Here is a 16,946-nt window from a genome sequence, read left to right on the forward strand (position 1 = left end):
AATAGTCTGGTGGCGATGGCGAGAAGGTCACACCCGTTCCCATACCGAACACGGAAGTTAAGCTTCTCAGCGCCGATGGTAGTTGGGGGTTTCCCCCTGTGAGAGTAGGACGCCGCCGGGCTGTTTGAACAATTTAATGGATTACATATTATTTTTTAAATAATATATTATTATCGACGCGGGGTGGAGCAGCCCGGTAGCTCGTCGGGCTCATAACCCGAAGGTCGCAGGTTCAAATCCTGCCCCCGCAATAATCCATCTTTTTCATACATATTAGGTCCCGTGGTGTAGCGGTTAACATGCCTGCCTGTCACGCAGGAGATCGCCGGTTCGATCCCGGTCGGGACCGCCATTTTTCTAGATTACTAGAATCGCAAAGCGAAACAGGGTTTCGTTTTTTTTTTGCTTTTTTTTAGGGTGGTCTATCTAAAAGGGTAAATGACCGGTTTTTTTGCCCGGACTGGATAAATCGTGTAAACTACATATAGAATCGTCATCCTTAGGAGACATCCTAAGGTTTTTTTATCTTTAAGGAAGTATAACCATTTGGAACATGACTAGGTGATTGGCTTCAGCTAAATGGTGGGGAAAAATAAGGCTTATGCGCTTTTCATAATAAAAATTGATTGTTAGTTGGTGATATAGGAATGGCGAATTATCAGTTCATTTCCACGCAGCCGGAAGAGACAAAGGATTTTGCGAAGAGGCTTGCTGGTCTTCTGAAGGAGGGTGATGTGATTGCCCTTGAAGGAGATTTGGGTGCGGGAAAAACGACTTTTACCAAAGGGCTTGCTGAAGGGCTGGGAATCACGAGGAATGTGAACAGTCCTACTTTTACGATCATCAAGGAGTATCAGGGACGGCTTCCTCTATATCATATGGATGTGTACCGCGTGGAAGATGCGTTTGAAGATCTTGGTTTTGAAGAATACTTTGAAGGTAATGGTGTGACAGTTGTCGAGTGGGCTCATTTAATTGAAGCGCAGCTGCCGCAGGAGCTTCTGCTGCTTCAGTTGTACCTCGATGACAATGGTGCAAGGAGAGTTGTCGTCGAGCCAAAGGGCAAGCGATATGAAGAATTGTGTGAGGAGATTTTTTAAATGAAGGTATTATCGATAGATACGTCCAATTATGTTCTCGGTATTGGTCTGCTTGATGGCGAAACGGTTTTGGGCGAGTATATCTCCAATATTAAAAAGAATCATTCTGTCCGTGTGATGCCGGCGATTCAGACACTGATGGAGGAATGCAATGTCAAACCGGGCGATTTATCGAAGATTGTTGTGGCTGCAGGCCCGGGATCATACACTGGCGTCCGAATCGGTGTGACAATTGCCAAGACGATGGCGTGGACGCTGAAGATTCCTTTATCAGGTGTATCTAGCCTTCAGGTGGCGGCAGCATCAGCAGGGCGTTATTTTGACGGCTATGTATCTCCTTTTTTTGATGCGAGGAGAGGACAAATTTATACCGGGTTGTATAAGTTTGAGAATCAAAGGTTGGAAATTGCGAAAGAAGACCAACTTGTGATGTCAGCTGATTGGGTAAAGGCTTTGAATGAAATGGACAACAAGGTATTGTTTGCTAGCAATGATTTGGCTCTGCATCAGGATGTAATTAAGCAGGAGCTTGGTAATAAGGCTGTTTTCGCTGAGATTACCGAATTGAACCCAAGACCGGCAGAACTTGCATTGTTAGGCAGGGATAAAGAGGTTGTTGACCTTCATACCTTCGTCCCGAACTATATCCGCCTGGCAGAAGCTGAAGCCAATTGGCTGAAAGCGCAAGAGACTAAAAGATAAGTGGGAAGCGAAAATGAATAAAACGATAACTTTCCGGAATATGAGTGTTGATGATCTGGATGATGTGATGGCAGTTGAGGTTAATTCGTTTACTATTCCTTGGAGCAAGGAAGCTTTTTTCAATGAGTTGACGAAGAATCAGTTTGCTCAGTATCTGGTTGTGGAAGTGGATCAGAAGGTTGTGGGGTACTGTGGGGTGTGGATCATTGTTGATGAAGCACACATCACGAATATAGCTTTGCTGCCGGAATACAGGGGAATGAAGCTGGGCGAGTCGCTGATGGCAAAAGTGATCGAGCTTGCACGCGAAATGGGAGCAATGAGGATAACGCTCGAAGTCAGGGTAAGCAATGAAAGAGCCCAAAACCTTTATCGAAAGTTTGGATTCGAAGAAGGGGCCATCAGGAAGCAATATTATACAGACAATATGGAAGACGCTTTAATAATGTGGGTGAATTTATAATGACAAAAGACCAATTAATCATGGGAATAGAAACAAGCTGTGATGAAACGGCAGTCGCCATTGTTAAAAATGGCAGGGAAATCCTTGCGAATGTCGTGGCATCGCAGATTGAAAGCCATAAACGTTTCGGCGGCGTGGTGCCTGAGATCGCATCAAGACACCATGTGGAACAGATTACGTTAGTACTGGAAGAAGCGCTGGCCCAGGCAAATGCGGATGTGAAGGATCTGGATGCGATTGCTGTGACGGAAGGCCCTGGACTCGTTGGCGCCTTATTGATCGGTGTCAACGCTGCGAAAGCCTTAGCCTTTGCCAATGGCATTCCTCTTGTTGGGGTCCATCATATAGCGGGCCATATATATGCGAATAGACTGGTTGCCGAGATGAAGTTTCCGCTGCTTTCTCTCGTTGTGTCTGGAGGACATACGGAACTTGTTTATATGAAGGAGCATGGCCATTTCGAGGTGATTGGCGAGACTCGGGATGACGCAGCAGGTGAGGCTTATGATAAGGTTGCGCGTACCCTGAATCTTCCGTATCCAGGTGGACCGCATATCGACAAGCTTGCACATGAAGGACAGACAACCATTGACCTGCCGAGAGCCTGGCTGGAGGAAGGGTCCTATGATTTCAGCTTCAGTGGGCTGAAGTCGGCTGTGATCAATGTTGTGCATAACGCACAACAGCGGGGAGACGAAATTGCCCCTGAAGAGCTGGCGGCAAGCTTTCAGGAGAGTGTCATTGATGTACTTGTCACGAAAACGCAAAAGGCTGTTAAGGAATATGGGGTGAAACAGGTCCTGCTTGCTGGAGGAGTTGCGGCAAATAAAGGCTTGAGAGCAAAATTATCCACAGAATTTGCAGGTTCCGATGTGGAAATTGTAATTCCGCCGCTCTCTTTATGCACAGACAACGCAGCGATGATTGCTGCTGCAGGCAGTGTTATGTACGATAAAGGGCAGAGAGCGGAACTGACATTGAACGGAAATCCTGGTTTGGAGATAACTATCCACAACCAAAGTCGCAGTTAAAAATTATTTTTGTCAGACTCTTCTGTGGATATGTAAACAAAAACAGCTTGTGATTGTGTATAATGTGGATAAAAGAAGCTTGTTTTGTGGATAATGTGGAAAAGTCTATGGATAACCTATAAATCAGTCTTTACTATGTGAATAACTATGTGAACAAAAAGTCCCGGGTTTTAATCGGGACTTTTTTTGGTGGATAAGAGGCGGAATTCTTTGTTTTAATAGTCCTAGTTTGAGGATAAGCGGTATGAATTTGTCCTGGTATTGAGAATATACACATCGTTTTTTACGGGATAAACCAAACAATCAACAAATGTCTGTGGATAGTACAAAAAAACGGGCATATTCATGCCCGTTTAGTTCATATTTATGCCAATTCTGTCCACTCTTCCATCAGTTCGTCGAGTTTTTCTTTGGCGCTTTCGATTTTGGAATTGATTTCTCCTGCTTTTTCGTGATTCTGGAATACTTCGGGGTCACATAGCAATTCTTCGTATTCTGCAACTTCTGCCTCGAGCTTGTCGATCAGCGCCTCGACCTCTTCCATTCGCCGTTTGCGCTGGCGTTCAAGCTTCTTGGCTTCTTTATCCTGCTGATAGGAGGTCTTGTCCTGCTTGACGTGTTCGGTGATCGTGCCAGCCGCTATGGCCGCCTGTCTCGCAAGGGCCTCAAGTTCTTCCTGCTCTAATTTCTTCTCGACGTAGTAATCATAATCACCAAGGAATTCTGTTGCCCCGCCGCGGTCGAGCTCAAGGACCTTAGTAGCGATCCTGTTGATAAAATAACGGTCGTGAGATACGAACAGGATGGTGCCTGGATAATCAATCAAGGCATTCTCAAGCACTTCCTTGCTGTCCAGGTCCAGATGGTTCGTTGGTTCATCCAGAATAAGGAAATTGGAACTTTGCAGCATCAGCTTGGCCAGAGCCAACCGTGCTTTTTCACCGCCGCTAAGGGTTGAGACGGTTTTCAACACATCATCGCCTGAAAAAAGGAAGTTTCCCAGTACCGTGCGGATTTCCTTTTCCGATTTCAACGGGTACTCGTCCCAGAGTTCATTTAAAACCCTTTTATTCGAGCTCAACTCTGCCTGTTCCTGATCGTAATAGCCTATTGTGACATTGGAGCCGTACTGGATATTTCCGGCAATCGATGGCAATTTTTCGACAATGGTCTTCAATAAGGTCGACTTGCCGACTCCATTCGGACCGACCAGTGCCGTGCTGTCGCCGCGGGATAGGTTAAAAGTGATATCTTCTGAAACGATCTCATTCTGATAGCCAACGGCCAATGTGTTCACCTTCAGGACGTCATTCCCGCTCTGGCGTTCGATCTGGAAGCTGAAGGAAGCAGACTTTTCGTCTCCCATCGGCCTGTCCATCCGGTCGATCTTCTCGAGCTGTTTCCGGCGGCTCTGGGCCCGTTTCGTTGTCGAAGCCCTGGCAAGGTTCCGCTGGATAAAGTCCTGCAGCTTGGAGATCTCATCCTGCTGCTTTTCGTATAGCTTCAGGTCGCGCTCGTAATTTGCGGCCTTCTGTTCCAAATACGAGCTGTAATTGCCGGGGAACTTCATCAGCTGGTGACGGGAGATTTCGTATACTTGGTTCACAACTTTATCCAGGAAGTAACGGTCGTGGGAAACAATCAGAATCGCACCGTCGTAGCCCTGGAGATACTGCTCAAGCCAGGAAAGTGTGTCAATGTCCAGATGGTTCGTCGGTTCGTCGAGAATCAGAATATCAGGACGTGTCAATAACAGCTTGGCGAGGGCAAGCCTTGTTTTCTGTCCTCCGCTTAAAGTGGAGATTTTTGTGGAATAATCAAAAGACTGGAAGTTCAAGCCGTGAAGGACCGAACGGATGTCAGCTTCGTACTGGTAACCGCCTTTTTCCTTGAACTGGACCTGCAAAACGTCATAATCCTTCAAAACTCTTTCATATTCCGACTCATTCGACAGGATGCCGGGATCGGACATTTTTTCCTCAAGCCGGCGCAGTTCTTTTTCCATGCTGTGCAGATGGTCAAAGACCGCCAGCATTTCATCCCAGATGCTTTTCTCGGATTCCAGCCCTGTATTCTGGGCAAGGTATCCGATTGTCGTTCCTTTCGGGCGGATAATCTCGCCGCCATCATGGGATTCAAAACCGGCAATGATTTTCAGCAGGGTTGATTTTCCCGCACCGTTCCGGCCGACCAATGCAACACGGTCATTGGTCTGTATTTCAAACTTGATATTCGATAAAATAAGATCAGCAGCAAAATATTTTGATAGCTGATTGACTTGTAATAGAATCATTATTTTTCACCTCTAATGCCTTAGGGATAGTGTAACCCAATCCTATGGGCTCGGCAATATGTGCGGCCTGCTATAGGGAGCAAGCTATGAAAAATTTCCCCTCTATATGTGAAGATAGAAACAAAGTTCACACACAAGTTTGTGAAAATAGTGTATTATTTGGTTGAAAGGAGCTTGAATATGGCAGAATTTACGCATTTTAATGAAGAGGGAAGAGCGAAGATGGTCGATGTCAGTGAAAAACCTGAGACGGTCCGTACGGCAGTCGCCCATTCAAGCATTACCGTTAATCAAGATATATATGTAAGGATTACTGAAAATAAAATAAAAAAAGGCGATGTACTGGCAGTCGCGCAGGTTGCTGGCATCATGGCGGCCAAGAAGACATCCGAGATCATCCCGATGTGCCACCCGATTCCATTAACAGGCATTGACCTTTCGTTTGATTGGGAGCAAAATGGTAATGACTATATATTAAATATCGCAGCAGCTGTTAAAACAAAAGGAAATACAGGGGTAGAAATGGAAGCGTTAACAGCAGCGTCAGCATGCGCGCTGACTGTCTATGATATGTGCAAGGCCGTCGACAAAGGCATGGTGATCGGCAAGACCTATCTCGTGGAAAAGACTGGCGGGAAAAACGGCGATTTTAAGAGAGATGAGAAGCTAAAATAGAAATACGAACGGGTGGAGGATGGAGAATGACGAATGATGCTATGAAGATTCCGCAGGCAACCGCAAAACGTTTGCCGCTGTATTACCGATTTTTATTGAACTTGCATTCTTCAGGCAAGCAAAGGGTATCATCCGCGGAGCTGAGTGAAGCGGTAAAAGTGGATTCTGCTACGATTAGAAGGGACTTTTCCTATTTCGGGGCTTTGGGTAAAAAGGGTTACGGCTATAATGTGAATTACCTGCTGACTTTTTTCCGAAAGACGCTCGACCAGGATGAACTCACAAAGGTTGCGCTGATTGGTGTCGGTAATTTGGGAACGGCGTTTTTGAATTATAATTTTTCCAAAAATAATAATACGAAAATTGAAATTGCCTTCGATGTCGACCAGGATAAGGTAGGGACGCAGATTGGCGATGTGCCTGTCTATCACATGGATGACCTTGATAAGGTTGTTGTCGAGGAAGGCATCCAGGTGGCGATCCTGACGGTGCCATCAGCGGTGGCACAGCCGATCACGGACAGACTAGTACAGGCGAATGTGAAGGGCATCCTGAACTTCACGCCAGCGAGGCTGAATGTGCCGCCTTCTATCAGGATCCATCATATTGATCTGGCAGTGGAATTGCAATCATTGATTTATTTCTTGAAGCATTATCCGACTGACAGTGACTCAGAAGAATAAAAAATGGCTCCTTCATTTGAAGGAGCTATTTTTTCTGCATTTGTTTAAGTTTGAAATGAAACAGGATCATCCTGATGCCGGAGCCGAAGTCGAAGGTGGCGAGCAGGACGAGCAAATAACTGAAAAATCCCCAGCCTGAGTCGTTGACATTCTGGATGGCGAAATAGGTGAATAAGATGCCTAACAAGATGTAGACAATGCCTGAGAACATAGGCGATTGCTTCATGACTTAAAATCCCCCAATAAAGCTTTGAATTTTCTCTGCTTCTCTTATCATTCTCTCTATGTCTTCTCTGAATACGGATTGAAGCAGGACAACCATTGTATTCATTGTAACATGGGCGATGATCGGCACGATGATCCGCTTTGTTTTTACATACAGGAAGGCAAAGGTAAAGCCCATCGCCGAGTAGAGGATCACATGCTCTGGCTCCATATGGGCCAGTGCAAAGATGACGGAACTGATCAAGGCTGCAAAGAAGAAATTCATTTTCTTTTGCAGGCTGCCGAAGATGATCTTCCGGAAGACGATTTCCTCCAGGATCGGACCGATGATCGAGCTGACGAGGATGACGACCGGGAACCTTTCGATCAGCTTGATGATTTCCTGTGTATTCTCCGAGCCCATTTCAATTCCAAGCATGCTTTCGATGCTGCCAGCAATCGACTGGGCGAACAGGGCCAGAAAGACCCCGGCGAAAGCCCAGGCCGCCGAGCTTGCCGGCGAAGATGCTTCGCGCAAATCTGCATGTATGTTTCGTTCTTTCCTTAAAATCATCAGGATGATCAGGAGAGTCAGTGAAAAACTGATCACGAGCCAGTATGGAATCGCGAGGGTTTGCATTTCATCAAGGCTTTTTCCCATCGCGGCACCGATGAAAGCAATGATTGGAACCCCCACAAGGCTTGAAAGCTGCATGACAATATAGGCAATAAGGACGTACCAGTATTCTTTTTTCAATCGAAAAAACTCCTTAATAATGCAGTAATGTATGTTCTGAAATTTTACGTAATAATATGCTGGCCTGTAAAATAAAATACGGGGACAGCTTTGCTTATCTAGGCACTCTCTATATTCTACTAGTAAATGATTTGAAAGTTCAAATTGTAGGGTCAGGATGAAAATGTGGTTGTCCGGGTTTAGTATTTCCTGAATACCAGATACTTGTTAAGGTGAAATTTTCTCTTTAAAAATGATCGGAGGTTCAAATGGTTTATTTGGAAACGTCACGACTGCTTTTGCGCGATTGGTCTGCCGCAGATTTAGAGCACTTTTGCAAAATGAATGCAGACCCGGATGTGATGAAGTATTTCCCTCGTGTCTTATCTTCCTCAGAAACGGAGAGGTTTTATCAGGATATGCTAGCCGAGTTCAATGAATACGGCTTTGGGTTATATGCAGTTGAAGTGAAGGCCACGAAAGAATTTATCGGATTCCTCGGGTTTCACATGGCAACTTTCGAAGGTGATTTCACCCCGTGTATAGAGATTGGCTGGAGGCTAAAGAAAGAGGCCTGGGGCCAAGGGTATGCAACAGAAGGTGCCAGAGCCTGTCTGGAATATGGATTCAAGCAACTGGGCTTTAATGAGGTCGTCAGTTTTACTGCTGAGATCAATCGTCCTTCAATCAGTGTAATGAGAAAAATCGGTATGAAGCCTGTTAAAACGTTTCTCCATCCGAAAGTAGATCAGGGCAGTCCGCTTAAGAAGCATGTCCTCTATCAAATCAATTCATGACGCTGTCTCCGGGAGGTTTCCCCAGCATTCGACAGCAGCAGAATCAGTTAGAATTTTCATGAAAAATTTTAGCTTCACGCTTGCAAAAAAAATCCAGATTCTTTATTATATAAATTGTGTTAGCACTCTGATGAGGCGAGTGCTAATAAAAAAATCTACATATAATTTGAGGAGGTTGTTTCACTTGATTAAGCCACTAGGAGATCGCATTATTATCGAGCTTGTTGAGTCTGAAGAAAAAACTGCAAGCGGTATCGTTTTACCCGACTCAGCGAAAGAAAAACCTCAAGAAGGTAAAGTCGTAGCTGTTGGAACTGGCCGGGTTCTTGAGAACGGCGAGCGCGTTGCACTTGAAGTTGCAGTCGAAGACCGCATTATCTTCTCAAAATACGCAGGCACAGAAGTGAAGTACCAGGGAACTGAGTACCTCATCCTACGTGAAAACGACATTCTTGCAGTAGTGGAATAGAAAAGTGGAAGCGCCTTGGTCAGGCCCGACAAGCGCTGGAGGGCCTGACAGTGAAGTCGTTGTTTGACTTCATTGGCAGGACCGAAATCGATATGTATAGCCGACTGTCCAGAAACGCAGAAGCTGGAGACTCCGACAAAGAAGCGCTTTTTGCTTCTGCCGGCGGAGTTGAAGTTTCGGAGTTTCTAGGAGGCGACACTAAACAAGCGACTCGAGGGACTAGGCGCTGGAGCTAGACACTAACAAAAGTGTAGTGGGTTAACATATTAAATTAAAAATCCGAGGAGGTTTTTCTACAATGGCAAAAGAAATTAAGTTCAGTGAAGAAGCACGCCGCGCGATGCTTCGCGGGGTAGATTCTCTTGCAAATGCAGTAAAAGTAACTCTTGGACCAAAGGGACGAAACGTGGTTCTTGAGAAGAAATTCGGTTCACCTCTTATCACGAACGATGGTGTAACAATCGCTAAAGAAATCGAACTTGAAGATGCATTCGAAAACATGGGTGCTAAGCTTGTTGCTGAAGTAGCAAGCAAGACAAACGACGTTGCTGGTGACGGTACGACTACTGCAACCGTTCTTGCTCAAGCGATGATCCGTGAAGGTCTTAAGAACGTAACTGCTGGCGCTAACCCAATGGGCATCCGCAAAGGTATTGAAAAGGCTGTTATTACAGCTGTTGAAGAGCTTAAGGCTATTTCTAAGCCAATCGAAGGCAAAGCTTCGATCGCACAAGTTGCGGCGATCTCTTCTGCTGATGAAGAAGTTGGCCAATTGATTGCTGAAGCAATGGAGCGCGTTGGCAACGACGGCGTTATCACAATCGAAGAATCAAAAGGCTTCACTACAGAATTGGATGTTGTTGAAGGTATGCAGTTCGACCGCGGATATGCATCTCCATACATGGTAACTGATTCTGACAAGATGGAAGCAGTTCTTGAAAATCCATATATCCTGATCACTGACAAGAAAATTGGCAGCATCCAGGAAATCCTTCCTGTCCTTGAGCAGGTTGTACAGCAAGGCAAGCCATTATTGCTTGTTGCTGAAGATGTTGAAGGTGAAGCACTTGCTACATTGGTAGTCAACAAGCTTCGCGGAACATTCAACGCAGTGGCTGTTAAGGCTCCTGGCTTCGGTGACCGCCGTAAGGCTATGCTTGAAGACATCGCTGCATTGACTGGCGGTGAAGTGATCACTGAAGAGCTTGGACGCGACCTTAAGTCTGCTACAATCACATCTCTTGGACGCGCTTCTAAAGTTGTGGTTACAAAAGAAAACACAACAATCGTTGAAGGTGCTGGAGACAGCGCTCAAATCGAAAGCCGCGTAAACCAGATCCGTGTTCAAATGGAAGAAACAACTTCTGAATTTGACCGTGAAAAACTGCAAGAGCGCCTTGCTAAGCTTGCTGGCGGCGTTGCAGTCATCAAGGTTGGTGCTGCTACTGAAACTGAATTGAAAGAACGCAAGCTTCGCATTGAAGATGCCCTTAACTCAACTCGCGCTGCAGTTGAAGAAGGTATCGTTTCAGGCGGTGGCGTAGCGCTTCTTAACGTATACAACAAAGTGGCTGGAATTCAGGCTGAAGGCGACGAAGCTACTGGCATTAACATCGTCCTTCGTGCAATGGAAGAACCAGTTCGCCAGATCGCTCACAACGCAGGCCTTGAAGGTTCTGTAATCGTTGAGCGCCTAAAGCGCGAAGAAGTCGGCACAGGCTTCAACGCAGCAACTGGACAGTGGGTAAACATGATTGAAGCTGGTATCGTTGACCCAACTAAAGTTACACGTTCTGCACTTCAAAATGCAGCATCCGTATCTGCAATGTTCCTGACTACTGAAGCAGTAGTTGCTGAAATTCCAGAAGAAGGCGGAGCTGGAATGCCTGACATGAGTGGCATGGGCGGAATGGGCGGCATGATGTAATTATCGCCCTCAAACCCTTGATATGAATGGGTTTTGTAGTAAGATGAGAGTGGTTTGCTAACATTTTACTAACATTGAGGATATTAACGGAGGCTTCTCAGGAGTTCGCTGAACTTTTGGGGAGCTTCTTTTTTTGTTTCTTGAGTAACGTGAAGATATACATTTTAACATGGCTGCTCCCGAAGGAAAATATGATGTTATCCAGGCAGTTAAAACCTTTATTGTAATAATTCTCACCTAAATGGTTAATTACTTCATTCTGAATTTCCTTGTGCTTCTTTAAAGCTTCAATTACTTCTTCATCTATAAAGAGACTACTTAATATCGCAGAATTAAATACAGACTTAACACCCCACTCTTTGAGACATACGCATACCTTCAATATGAAGCAACACCTTTGGATGTCAATTTCAACTATCGTTTCATTTAAAACTTTATTTTTAAGAAGCTTTTCAATCACCTTCCTTTCGGGTAAAAAATATCATGAGAACGTCTTAATATTAAACAAGTCTATTCGTTCATATAAAAAATCAAGAATGTGTTACATTTAACAATATCAACTTATAAAAGATTGGTGAGACAATGAGAAATTTCCTTATAAAGAATTACTGGTTTGGGAGGCTTTTGGCTTCCGATCCGGGATATATAAGACTGCAAAAGGCGGGGAGAGCTACCTTAAGTCTAATTGCCTCCATTTTCACCACGATCATGATCATGCGGGCCACTGGCCAGATGCTTATTACCCCGTCTATTGTCGCCGGAATGACCGGGATGATGGGTATCATGGTCGTGATGGATGATTCAAAGAAAAAGAAGCAATCTACCACCTTGCTGCTGGGTGTTTCAGCAATGTTAGGCATCACCGCGGGCTCTTTCCTGGCAGGAAACTTTTTTTACATTGATGCACTATTGCTGGCACTGGTATTCAGCAGTTTCTACCTCACACGCTATGGCTCCAGGTATTTTTCTCTATCCATGATCGGTTTTATGACCACTTATTTTTCATCTATCCTGAATCTATCCAGCAATCAGCTGCCCTGGTTTTATATAGGGATTTGGATTGGTGTGATATATGCTTTTATCTTCAATTTCATTCTATTTCAAAAAACGGCCGCAAACCTGAAAAGAAGCATTCATTCATTCCATATCCAGAGCAACCTGATTTTTTCGATTTTGCTTAAAGGGATTCAGGAGAGGAAGTTAAGCCCAAAGCTAAGGAAGAGCCTTCGGAATAATATTTTTAAGCTCAGGGATTATGCTGTTACTGTTTCCGAGTACATAAACGAAGAGGATGTGCAGGAGTTATGGCCAGGCTTGACGCCTGCCCAATTGCGACTCTATGTCTTCGATACCGGTATGCTCATAGAAACGCTGGCAGATTCGGTCCAGAGCCTGAAAAAAGCTGATGCTCTGGAAATAGATGAACTTAGAAGGCTGCTTGTCTGGGTGATTGAATCTCTTAGGGACGCAGAAGTGCTTGCAGAAAATTATGAAAAACAAAATTTGCAGGAAGCCGAATTGGCAGTCCAGGCGCTTCGGTTTACTATCACAGAGATGCTTGACCGTGATCAGGAGACGGAAGGTTGGCTGTTCTTGATCAGGAGGATTGAATCAATTTCGAACCATGTCATTGAAGGCGCGATTACACTACAGCAATCTCTTGATTCCGATAAGCCGTTTATTGATGATAGCGAAGCTCCAGACGAAGAAACAGCAGAAGAAGATTCAAAGGATGAAGATACCGGCCTGAAGCCTTCGACGAAAAAGGCGTATCAGGCTTTGGCAGCAGGGATACTTTCAATCATCGTTGGCCAGCTTATTTCCCCAGCCCAGCCATACTGGGTTTTGCTAACAGCTTATATTGTGCTGCTCGGAACTGAATCAATCGGCCGGATTTATACAAAAGCGTTTCAGCGATCGTACGGAACAATCATTGGCGCGCTTCTGGGTTTTGCCCTTGCAAGGTTTGTTTCTGGCCATACTGGGTTGGAAGTTGCCCTGATTTTCGTCGTCGTCTTCTTTGCCTTTTATTTATTTACAGTTTCCTATACGATGATGAGCATGTTTATCACGATGCTCGTTGCGTTTATGTATGACCTGCTTCTAAATGGCATTACCGTATCCCTGATAGGTGCCAGGGTTATCGACACTATCGCTGGGGCAGGCATTGCATTTGTGGTTTCCATGGTTATTTTTCCAAAGAAAACTAAAGATAAAGTCTCGGAAGCATTAAATGATTATTTAGAAGAACTGAGAAATTATGTCCTGGAATATGTTAGAGGGTTCAGAGAGGATGTGAACGTCAAGGAGCTTTCTAGGAACGCCATCCTGCTGGACCAAAAGCTTAAGACAATAAGGGATGAAGCAAAAACTCTCCTTGAGAGGGGAGGTCTCTTCCACGATACTACAACCAGCCAATGGATCACGATAATCGAGGCGATAAACTACTATGCACGGCATCTGGTCGCCTCTTCATATCGAAAAGATTTCGAGTATCCAGATGAGCTGGAGGAAGTGTTCAAAAGCATCGAACAGAAACTGAAAGATAACTTCGATGCCCTTCCAGCCCTAATTGAAGGAACGAGAGAATCCCAAACGGTCCATCGGCTTGATTGGGAAAGAGAACTGATTGAACGGCTTGCGCCCAGCAGGTTCAAAGCACAGCGAGATTTGATCCATCATCTATATTATGTGTGGCGAATTAATAGATCCATCGTTGAGCTTGGGATAGAGCTTGGCGCCGAAGAAAAAACGCCATAGTCTTCAAACTCTGGATATCAAATTTGTTTTCTATATTATTAGAATTGTAACTTCCTGAACCATTCAGTCCTGCTTCACCACTGTGACATACAAAGGTTTTAAAATCATCTGCTAACATAATATAAATAGAGAGAGGCTTCTTATTTATTCCTTGAATTTTTGGGAAGCCTCTTTTCTTGTTGGTAAGGAAATTATAAAATTGTTTATTTGTGGATAACTACATGTAGTAATCTTAATCTAGCTCCAGCGCCTAGCCCCTCGAGTCGCTTCGGTCCGCTCAATGAAGTCAAAGAACGACTTCATCGGTCCGCCCTCCAGCGCTTGTCGGGGCTGAACGAGGCGCTTGCACTTTTTGTTCTAGAAATTTAATTGTTTGATAAAGAATATGGATTCCCTCACAATAATAAGAGAAGTACTTCATATTGAGAGGACTAATTGGTTAATTAAGACAGATCCATCAAAAAAAGAAAGGAGCTTTGCTATGAAGGAAAAAAATCGCCAAATTGTATTAGCAAACAGACCTAAAGGTATGCCTGATAAAGAGACTTTTCATTTTGTAGAACAGGACATTAAAGAGCTTGAGGAGGGGGAAGTTTTACATCGTACGCTTTATGTGTCTGTTGATCCATATATGAGAGGGAGAATGCAAGATGCGGAATCGTATATTGAACCTTTTCAAGTTGGTAAAGTGATTGAAGGTGGTTCAATTGGTGAAGTGATTGAATCTAAATCTGAAAAATTCCAACAAGGTGATATCGTTATTGGGATGTTTGGCTGGCAAACGTATTATGTGGCAAAAGAAAAGGAAATCAGAAAAATAGATCCATCATTAGCACCGATTTCGACGCATTTAGGCATATTAGGGATGACGGGACTAACCGCTTATTTTGGATTATTGGATATTGGGAAGCCGAAAGAAGGAGAAACGGTCGTTGTCTCCGGAGCAGCAGGAGCAGTCGGCTCTGTTGTAGGGCAGATTGCCAAAATAAAAGGCGCCAGAGTAGTTGGAATAGCGGGATCTGAGGATAAGATATCATTCTTAAAGGATCAATTGCAATTTGATGAAGCCGTTAATTACAAAACAGCTGCGGATTTGAAGGAAGCAATCGGCCAGGCATGTCCCAATGGAGTCGATGTTTATTTTGATAATGTCGGCGGGAAGGTATCGGATGCTGTGCTAGCGAATCTGAACCGTTATGCACGTATACCTGTTTGTGGAGCGATTTCTGCTTATAACCTGGAAAGTGTGGATGTTGGGCCTCGTGTACAAACAACCCTGATTAAGAAAAGCGCGCTCATGCAAGGTTTTACAGTAGGTGATTTTTCAAATCAGTTCCAGGAGGGTGCAATGCAGCTTGGAAAATGGCTGCAGGAAGGTAATCTCAAATACCGGGAGACAATTCATGATGGATTTGAAAATATTCCGAGTGCATTCCTTGATCTCTTTAAAGGTAATAATACCGGAAAACTGCTAGTAAAAGTCGCTGACCGTCAATATGAAAAGTAACTCATCAGACATGTTATACTCATAATTATAATAATTTTCTGCGCATTCGACGTCCTCTTCATTGGCATTGGAGATTGCCCTGAATATCGAGCCAATGGAACAGGGGAGGTATTTAAGGGGAATTATCTATTGTTGTGAGTTCCTGCAGAATCATATACGTCCTTTTTAACAAAATACGGTCCCCGATTTTGTGAAAATAGACAAAACTCTCTGTTCCAAGCAGAATCATGACCCAAGTGTTTCATTCTCGTTTTTGATTGGTGAAGCGGATATTGATTATTGCCTGGAGCAAATAATCGGTGCTCCATTGGTGATTATGATCGATGCTGCCGTTTCAGGGAAAACACCAGGAAGTCTTACGGTTTATGAGCTTGCTGATTTGCATGAACACCGCGAACTTGATTTTCCCCCGCATGATTTCCATTTGTTTAATCTATTATATGGGCAAAAAGAATCCATGAGGGGGTACCTCATTAGCGTGGAGCCTGATGAAAAACAGGTTCCATATCGGATTAAGTGAGACGATACAGGCGCAATGGGACAGGATCTTGCAGGAAGTAACACTAACTATTGACGAATTGTTCGGGAAGAATTGAGTGTATCGCCTAAATAAAGCCCGGCTTCAACTGCAGTTGAGCCGGGCTTTCGACATTATACTCCGTAAAGCGGGGAGAAAATTACTTACTAACCGATATGGCAGAGAGCATTATTTCTGCTAGAATAGAAATATAGAAGATATGACTATTGCAATTGTGGTTCAAACCTAGCATATTGGTAAATAGGAGGTGCATGTGCGATATGCGACACGATATACAAGCGAATGAACAGGCATTCTCAACGAAGGAAGTGGCGGAGGAGATTGGAATTGCGACGCCTACGGTCCGAAAGTACGGCCAGATCCTGGAGCGCAATGGTTACGAGTTCCTGAAAGACGGTGACCGCCGGATTTTCGTACAATCTGATATCCAAGCACTTGTATCGTTACGCGATACGGACAAGCCACTGGACGAAACAGCCAAAGACCTAGTGGCACAGCAAAAGGATAAGCTAGAAGGAGCGGGCGGTACACAGGTCGCTCTTAACGATACATATGAAAATTTGCCTCAGGATCCGAATCAATTAAAAGAGGTTTTGCTTTTTGTCGTCAATGAACTGGCAGCAGCGCGTGAAATGAATGTGCAGCTGAAAAATGATATGGCCCAGCTAAAAACGAATGTATCACAGCTCCAGCAGGACCACCATGTGATCAGTTCAAGTATTGGGAATTCAGCACAAAGAACCAATGCGAAAATCGAGAGAATCCTGGAACAGCAAAATGCTCATTACGAAGACTTGCTTGAACAGGAGAGAGAGCGAAGTGAACTCTTGCAAAAAGAGTTACAGAAAATGCGTGAGGAACAAAAGAATGAGTGGAATTCTCAAATTGATTTCAACCGACGTTTAGAAGAAGAAATCCGCAACAGAAAATGGAACTGGCTATTTTCGTTGTTCAAGAAATGAATTTGCCGTATTTATATGAATAAAAGGATGCTAATGATTCTATATCGCCGGCCGATATGAAGGGAATATCCATCAAAAAGCATTTGGACATGGTTTTCT

The 16,946-nt window shown here is 44.3% G+C and carries 17 protein-coding genes, 2 tRNA genes and 1 rRNA gene; 17 read left to right on the top strand and 3 right to left on the bottom strand.

Translation table 11 applies throughout. From position 1 onward, the window contains the following. The first annotated feature begins 5 nt into the window (after positions 1–5). The 7 genes from rrf (at position 6) to tsaD (ending at position 3,296) form a co-directional block, all read left to right on the top strand. Positions 6–121, top strand: a 5S ribosomal RNA gene (gene rrf, locus ACNAZ4_RS23105). A gap of 56 nt (positions 122–177) precedes the next feature. Then, a tRNA-Met gene (locus ACNAZ4_RS23110) sits at positions 178–251 on the top strand. Between the two features lie 25 nt (positions 252–276). Further along, positions 277–352 (top strand) — tRNA-Asp (locus ACNAZ4_RS23115). Positions 353–647: 295 nt separating this feature from the next. Further along, positions 648–1,100, top strand: a complete 453-nt coding sequence (gene tsaE / locus ACNAZ4_RS23120; RefSeq protein ID WP_415818533.1) for a tRNA (adenosine(37)-N6)-threonylcarbamoyltransferase complex ATPase subunit type 1 TsaE — start codon at positions 648–650, stop codon at positions 1,098–1,100. Next, positions 1,101–1,802, top strand: a complete 702-nt coding sequence (gene tsaB, locus ACNAZ4_RS23125) for a tRNA (adenosine(37)-N6)-threonylcarbamoyltransferase complex dimerization subunit type 1 TsaB (protein ID WP_415818535.1) — start codon at positions 1,101–1,103, stop codon at positions 1,800–1,802. It abuts the gene before it with no gap. A gap of 13 nt (positions 1,803–1,815) precedes the next feature. Further along, positions 1,816–2,265 carry a ribosomal protein S18-alanine N-acetyltransferase gene (rimI, locus tag ACNAZ4_RS23130; RefSeq protein WP_415818537.1) on the top strand — a complete coding sequence of 150 codons (450 nt, stop codon included), beginning with the start codon at positions 1,816–1,818 and terminating at the stop codon, positions 2,263–2,265. Further along, positions 2,265–3,296 carry a tRNA (adenosine(37)-N6)-threonylcarbamoyltransferase complex transferase subunit TsaD gene (tsaD, locus tag ACNAZ4_RS23135; RefSeq protein ID WP_415818539.1) on the top strand — a complete coding sequence of 344 codons (1,032 nt, stop codon included), beginning with the start codon at positions 2,265–2,267 and terminating at the stop codon, positions 3,294–3,296. Before rimI ends, tsaD begins: the two co-directional genes overlap by 1 nt. Positions 3,297–3,660: 364 nt before the next feature. Here the strand turns inward: tsaD and ACNAZ4_RS23140 are convergent, their stop codons facing one another. Next, a complete protein-coding gene (locus tag ACNAZ4_RS23140) occupies positions 3,661–5,589 on the bottom strand; it encodes an ABC-F family ATP-binding cassette domain-containing protein (protein WP_415818541.1) in 1,929 nt (642 codons plus the stop codon). A gap of 180 nt (positions 5,590–5,769) precedes the next feature. On the opposite strand from ACNAZ4_RS23140, the gene moaC reads away from it, so the two are divergent. Together moaC and ACNAZ4_RS23150 are read left to right on the top strand one after the other, a co-directional pair. Next, complete coding sequence (gene moaC, locus ACNAZ4_RS23145; protein WP_415818543.1) at positions 5,770–6,264, top strand: cyclic pyranopterin monophosphate synthase MoaC; 495 nt, start codon at positions 5,770–5,772, stop codon at positions 6,262–6,264. Between the two features lie 26 nt (positions 6,265–6,290). Beyond that, positions 6,291–6,947: a redox-sensing transcriptional repressor Rex gene (locus ACNAZ4_RS23150; RefSeq protein ID WP_415818545.1), complete on the top strand. Its 657-nt coding sequence runs from the start codon at positions 6,291–6,293 to the stop codon at positions 6,945–6,947. A 25-nt stretch (positions 6,948–6,972) separates the two neighbouring features. On the opposite strand, the gene ACNAZ4_RS23155 is transcribed toward ACNAZ4_RS23150, so the two are convergent. Further along, complete coding sequence (locus tag ACNAZ4_RS23155) at positions 6,973–7,173, bottom strand: YdiK family protein (RefSeq protein ID WP_415818547.1); 201 nt, start codon at positions 7,171–7,173, stop codon at positions 6,973–6,975. Positions 7,174–7,176: 3 nt separating this feature from the next. Beyond that, the gene (locus tag ACNAZ4_RS23160; RefSeq protein WP_415818549.1) at positions 7,177–7,908 is read right to left on the bottom strand and encodes a CPBP family intramembrane glutamic endopeptidase; all 732 of its coding nucleotides are present in this window, start codon (positions 7,906–7,908) and stop codon (positions 7,177–7,179) included. A 248-nt stretch (positions 7,909–8,156) separates the two neighbouring features. On the opposite strand from ACNAZ4_RS23160, the gene ACNAZ4_RS23165 reads away from it, so the two are divergent. The 8 genes from ACNAZ4_RS23165 to ACNAZ4_RS23200 all read left to right on the top strand — a co-directional run bounded on the left by ACNAZ4_RS23165 (position 8,157) and on the right by ACNAZ4_RS23200 (position 16,847). Beyond that, entirely contained in the window at positions 8,157–8,684 is a 528-nt protein-coding gene (locus tag ACNAZ4_RS23165; protein ID WP_415818551.1) for a GNAT family N-acetyltransferase, read from the top strand. Between the two features lie 184 nt (positions 8,685–8,868). Further along, positions 8,869–9,153 (top strand): co-chaperone GroES, encoded by a 285-nt coding sequence (gene groES, locus ACNAZ4_RS23170; RefSeq protein WP_415818553.1) that lies wholly within the window; start codon positions 8,869–8,871, stop codon positions 9,151–9,153. 50 nt (positions 9,154–9,203) lie between these two features. Next, positions 9,204–9,389, top strand: a complete 186-nt coding sequence (locus ACNAZ4_RS23175; RefSeq protein ID WP_415818555.1) for a hypothetical protein — start codon at positions 9,204–9,206, stop codon at positions 9,387–9,389. A gap of 62 nt (positions 9,390–9,451) precedes the next feature. After that, a complete protein-coding gene (gene groL / locus ACNAZ4_RS23180) occupies positions 9,452–11,080 on the top strand; it encodes a chaperonin GroEL (protein ID WP_415818557.1) in 1,629 nt (542 codons plus the stop codon). Between the two features lie 624 nt (positions 11,081–11,704). Then, positions 11,705–13,840, top strand: coding sequence for an FUSC family protein (locus tag ACNAZ4_RS23185; RefSeq protein WP_415818559.1), 2,136 nt, complete (start codon positions 11,705–11,707; stop codon positions 13,838–13,840). A 481-nt stretch (positions 13,841–14,321) separates the two neighbouring features. Then, the gene (locus ACNAZ4_RS23190) at positions 14,322–15,347 is read left to right on the top strand and encodes an NADP-dependent oxidoreductase (protein ID WP_415818561.1); all 1,026 of its coding nucleotides are present in this window, start codon (positions 14,322–14,324) and stop codon (positions 15,345–15,347) included. A gap of 190 nt (positions 15,348–15,537) precedes the next feature. Next, on the top strand, positions 15,538–15,867 hold the full coding sequence (locus ACNAZ4_RS23195) for a hypothetical protein (protein WP_415818563.1): 330 nt from the start codon (positions 15,538–15,540) through the stop codon (positions 15,865–15,867). A gap of 278 nt (positions 15,868–16,145) precedes the next feature. After that, positions 16,146–16,847, top strand: a complete 702-nt coding sequence (locus tag ACNAZ4_RS23200) for a hypothetical protein (RefSeq protein WP_415818565.1) — start codon at positions 16,146–16,148, stop codon at positions 16,845–16,847. Positions 16,848–16,946 lie beyond the last annotated feature (99 nt).

It is taken from the genome of Mesobacillus thioparans (genome assembly GCF_965138835.1).
Classification (GTDB): Bacteria; Bacillota; Bacilli; order Bacillales; family Cytobacillaceae; genus Mesobacillus; species Mesobacillus thioparans.

Bases quoted from the DNA above. Each gene is read 5' to 3' on its own strand.
- tsaE (WP_415818533.1), top strand. From the start codon at position 648: ATGGCGAATTATCAGTTCATTTCCACGCAGCCGGAAGAGACAAAGGAT.
- tsaB (WP_415818535.1), top strand. From the start codon at position 1,101: ATGAAGGTATTATCGATAGATACGTCCAATTATGTTCTCGGTATTGGT.
- rimI (WP_415818537.1), top strand. From the start codon at position 1,816: ATGAATAAAACGATAACTTTCCGGAATATGAGTGTTGATGATCTGGAT.
- tsaD (WP_415818539.1), top strand. From the start codon at position 2,265: ATGACAAAAGACCAATTAATCATGGGAATAGAAACAAGCTGTGATGAA.
- ACNAZ4_RS23140 (WP_415818541.1), bottom strand. From the start codon at position 5,589: ATGATTCTATTACAAGTCAATCAGCTATCAAAATATTTTGCTGCTGAT.
- moaC (WP_415818543.1), top strand. From the start codon at position 5,770: ATGGCAGAATTTACGCATTTTAATGAAGAGGGAAGAGCGAAGATGGTC.
- ACNAZ4_RS23150 (WP_415818545.1), top strand. From the start codon at position 6,291: ATGACGAATGATGCTATGAAGATTCCGCAGGCAACCGCAAAACGTTTG.
- ACNAZ4_RS23155 (WP_415818547.1), bottom strand. From the start codon at position 7,173: ATGAAGCAATCGCCTATGTTCTCAGGCATTGTCTACATCTTGTTAGGC.
- ACNAZ4_RS23165 (WP_415818551.1), top strand. From the start codon at position 8,157: ATGGTTTATTTGGAAACGTCACGACTGCTTTTGCGCGATTGGTCTGCC.
- groL (WP_415818557.1), top strand. From the start codon at position 9,452: ATGGCAAAAGAAATTAAGTTCAGTGAAGAAGCACGCCGCGCGATGCTT.
- ACNAZ4_RS23190 (WP_415818561.1), top strand. From the start codon at position 14,322: ATGAAGGAAAAAAATCGCCAAATTGTATTAGCAAACAGACCTAAAGGT.
- ACNAZ4_RS23200 (WP_415818565.1), top strand. From the start codon at position 16,146: ATGCGACACGATATACAAGCGAATGAACAGGCATTCTCAACGAAGGAA.